This window comes from Rhodoblastus sp., from assembly GCF_052145335.1.
Lineage (GTDB): Bacteria > Pseudomonadota > Alphaproteobacteria > Rhizobiales > Beijerinckiaceae > Rhodoblastus.
The window spans coordinates 1-3,021 of record NZ_JBKQOU010000292.1; the positions used below are offsets into that span (position 1 = coordinate 1).

The 3,021-nt window shown below is 60.8% G+C and carries 3 protein-coding genes and 1 pseudogene; 1 reads left to right on the top strand and 3 read right to left on the bottom strand.

Going from position 1 to position 3,021, the window contains the following annotated elements; all coding sequences use genetic code 11:
* A pseudogene (locus ACLP2E_RS18030) lies at positions 1-278 on the top strand (hypothetical protein); the annotation flags it as partial.
* A gap of 119 nt (positions 279-397) precedes the next feature.
* On the opposite strand, the gene ACLP2E_RS18035 reads toward ACLP2E_RS18030, so the two are convergent.
* The 3 genes from ACLP2E_RS18035 to mdoH all read right to left on the bottom strand — a co-directional run.
* Entirely contained in the window at positions 398-625 is a 228-nt protein-coding gene (locus ACLP2E_RS18035) for a hypothetical protein (RefSeq protein ID WP_442466719.1), read from the bottom strand.
* 184 nt (positions 626-809) lie between these two features.
* A complete protein-coding gene (locus ACLP2E_RS18040) occupies positions 810-1,295 on the bottom strand; it encodes a Spy/CpxP family protein refolding chaperone (protein WP_442466720.1) in 486 nt (161 codons plus the stop codon).
* 409 nt (positions 1,296-1,704) lie between these two features.
* The coding region (gene mdoH / locus ACLP2E_RS18045; RefSeq protein ID WP_442466721.1) for a glucans biosynthesis glucosyltransferase MdoH at positions 1,705-3,021 on the bottom strand (1,317 nt) is incomplete at its 5' end.

The following is a 3,021-nucleotide window of genomic DNA, read 5'->3' on the forward strand; positions in this document are numbered from 1 at the left end:
TTTGCGCCTCTTCAGGCTGCGATTTTTGGCGGCGCAGCGGCTTCGTCGGCGAGGCCGGCCCTCGCAATCTGGCGAAGTTCCGCGCTTTCGCGGAAAGGGCCGGTTTCGATCCAAACATCTGGTTTAATAATGTCGAGCTTGGCGCGGCTGAAATCGTGGGGCAGGAAACCGTCCAGTATGTCGACCACATATACATGTATTACATTGCCTATCAGCTCGCCATAAAGCGCCTTGAGGCGGACAAAAAAGCTCATCAGGACAACAATAACAAACTTTGAAAGCCATTGAGAGCCTTGCCGCCGCCGTAGCGACGGCGCGCAAAGTCGTCGTTCTCTTCAATGCCTTTTTGATCCGGGCGCCGCGTCTTAAGACTATCCTGCCCAGCCCACTGTCGCCTTCACTTCGGGGGGATTGCTGGCTGCCCTTCCTGGCTTGGGCGCGGCTTGTTCGCCTCGTGATGACCGACTGCGCAGCCTGCCGCCGCGCCAATGGCGCCGTGTCCGGCCATGTGTCCAGCGATGCCGCCGACGATCGCGCCTTTGATGCATCCCTTTGCTTCGGCTTGAAACGGAGGGATTGTGGCGATGACGACGAGCGCCGCGAGAATTCCGATTTGAGTTTTCATTTGATCACCCTTGATGTTGTTGAACGCCGCCGACCATTTTCGGTTTCGAGACGCGTCGGCGTCGATGGGCGCGCCCTGACCGGTCCGTTTGGCTGGCGTCAGGCGCCAGTCGCCGGCGCGTCGGTTGGGCGTCTTGCCGGCGCTGGAAAAAAGCACCGGGCGAAGCGGCAGGCTCCGCCGGACCTCAGCCGCGGCGTGTTTCGAAGTCGGTCTTGAGGAACTGGACCAGTTCGCGCCTCTGCCGATCGTCGAGGCTGGTATAGAGCGGTTCGGCGGCGTCGGCGAGCTTCTTCAAGGATGCGCCCCTGGCGGTGAGGCCGTCGGCCATGGTTCGCATAAGAGCGATGTCATTGGGGCGATCCTGAGCCTGCTCTTCACGGTCACGGCGGCTCGGGCGATTGCCGTTTTCCATGGCATTTTTCAACTGGCCGATTCCATAATCGTGCAATGCAGCTTGTACGCCCGGCCAGTTCTTTTCCTGATCGACAGTCAGGTGCAGGTTCGCTTTGAGCTGGGCGATTCTGGCGTCGACGTCATTGGCGACCTGGTTGTCCACCGGTCCCGGCTTCTGTTCCGACTGCGTGGGTGGAGTTTTATCGCCCGTCTGGGCAACCGAACCCTTGAACTGAGCCGAGCCTATCAACGCCGCTGTTGCGATGCCGATGATCATAAATTTTTTCATTTTATCCTCCCTTTAACATTTCGGACGAACTAAACCGTCGCTGGCGGCTGCGCGTCATCGTTGAGCGGCTCGACGCGGTGATGAAGGCGCCCCGCGCCGCAGGTGAAGTGGCTGGTTTTCAGAGATCGCGGACGTGTCCTTGAGGCCGACAGGCTTCGATCACATGGCGCCGAGTCCCTGACGAAGAATATCGTTCGTTAAATGGCGCAGAGGCAGGCTCGGAATTTACTCAGACAGGTTCGGTTTCCGCCGACCTCCTCAGCAGCAATGCGCGCATTGGTTCGCCTAGCCCGATCCATGCAGCGATACGGCCTTCGTCGGGATGCGCGCCGCATCGCAAGTCATCGCCGAAAACGGCGCCATTTCCCGTCCGACTCTGAAATCGAGTCGTCATGCTCTATGCCGCTTGGATGGCGGGCGCGCCTTCTAGCGAAGGGAGACGCGCCAGCGCGCCGATCAAAGCGCGATCGTGCAGGAGAGCCATACGCTCATTAGGGGACAACCATTTTACGGCGTCCTCGATGCTCTCGGAGTCCTTGAGTTTGGCGTCTGCCAAAGCGCGTTCGGGACTGATGTCGCCGTGCGCGCGCGGTTTTCCGTCTGCCAGAAAAGCTTCGTGGATCGCCCGGAAAGTCGGGTCGTCGTGAACGACGCGCAAGGCGTCGTCGCCATCCTGGCCGCCGCTGGCCATTTGCATCGCCAAGGCGTTCGCGCGTAACGCGATGGGCGGAATATTGGACTCCTCGGGCGTCACCAGCAGACCGAAGCGTTTCAACGCCAGGCCTATCGAGCGCTGTCCGCTGGCCCAGGACAGGCCAAAGGCCAAAATCAGACCGGCGATCGTCGGCGACATCCAGGCGACCAGCGAGGGGGAAATCAGCAGGCCAGCGATCAGCGAGACCACGCCAAGCGTCACATGCGAGCGGTGGCGGCGCACGATGTCATTGAACGGGATTGAGCCGTCGTCGCGTCGTTGCGCGTCCCAGCCGGTGTCGAAGCCGAACAGGATATGCAGCACATGGCCGGTCTGGATCATCATCATGATCGGCGCCAGCAAGGCCGACATCAGCACTTCGAACAGCGTGGAGAAGGTCAGCCGGATCGCGCCGCCGGCGCCGCGCCGCGTCGGTCCGTCGACCACAGCCAGGATCAGGCCGAAGAATTTTGGGGCTAGCAGCATAGCCATGGTCACTTCGAACAATTCCAGCGAACGTTCGGCGTCGAAGCGCGGCCAGATCGGGAAAAGCGTGAAATTTTTGGGGAAATATTCTGTCCGGATATGGCTCGTTTGGAAGACAAGGAGAATGCCTACCAGCAATTGCGCCATCCAAAGCGGCGAAGCCATATAGCCCATGACGCCGGTGATGAAATGCTGGCGCGAGGCAGGATGCAGGCCCTTGGCCGGCAGCACGCGGATATGTTGCAAATTGCCCTGGCACCAGCGCCGGTCCCGCGAGGCCACGTCGATCAGCGAAGGCGGGCTTTCCTCGAACGAGCCGCCGAGCGAAGGCAGCATGTAGACACTGTAGCCGGCGCGGCGGATCAGCGCCGCCTCGACGAAATCATGGCTCAATATATGCCCGCCGAAGGGCGGACGTCCCTTCAAATGCGGCAGTCCGCAATGGTCGGCGAAGGCCTGCGTCCGGATGATGGCGTTATGGCCCCAGTAATTGCCGTCGCGCCCCATCCAGCAGGACAGGCCGTCGGCGATGAC